The following is a 355-nucleotide window of genomic DNA, read 5'->3' as shown; positions in this document are numbered from 1 at the left end:
TCCACTTTCACCACAACTGTTGATACATGTCGCTGTATAACTTCCTGCTGTGCTTACACTGATGCTGCTGCCTGTGGCATTCGTACTCCATTTCAAACTACCACTGCAACCCGTTGCTGTCAACGTTGCCGTTTCGCTATTACACAAGCTGTTTTTGTTGCTGCTGATTACTGGAGCCGCTGGGCTGCTGCCTGTTGTGATAACTACTACATTGCTCACGCCACTTTCGCCACAACTGTTGATACATGTCGCTGTGTATGTACCTGCGGTGCTTACACTGATGCTGCTACCTGTGGCATTCGTACTCCATTTCAAGCTACCACTGCAACCTGTTGCTGTCAACGTTGCCGTTTCA

At 48.7% G+C, this 355-nt stretch carries 1 pseudogene; it reads right to left on the bottom strand.

Features of this window, described 5'->3' with window-relative positions:
- Positions 1-355, bottom strand: a pseudogene (locus ABR854_RS25900) (hypothetical protein); the annotation flags it as partial.

The organism is Emticicia sp. W12TSBA100-4 (assembly GCF_040253585.1).
Lineage (GTDB): Bacteria > Bacteroidota > Bacteroidia > Cytophagales > Spirosomataceae > Emticicia.
Note: the sequence above shows the minus strand (reverse complement) of the source record. Positions and strands in the feature narration are given on the sequence as shown.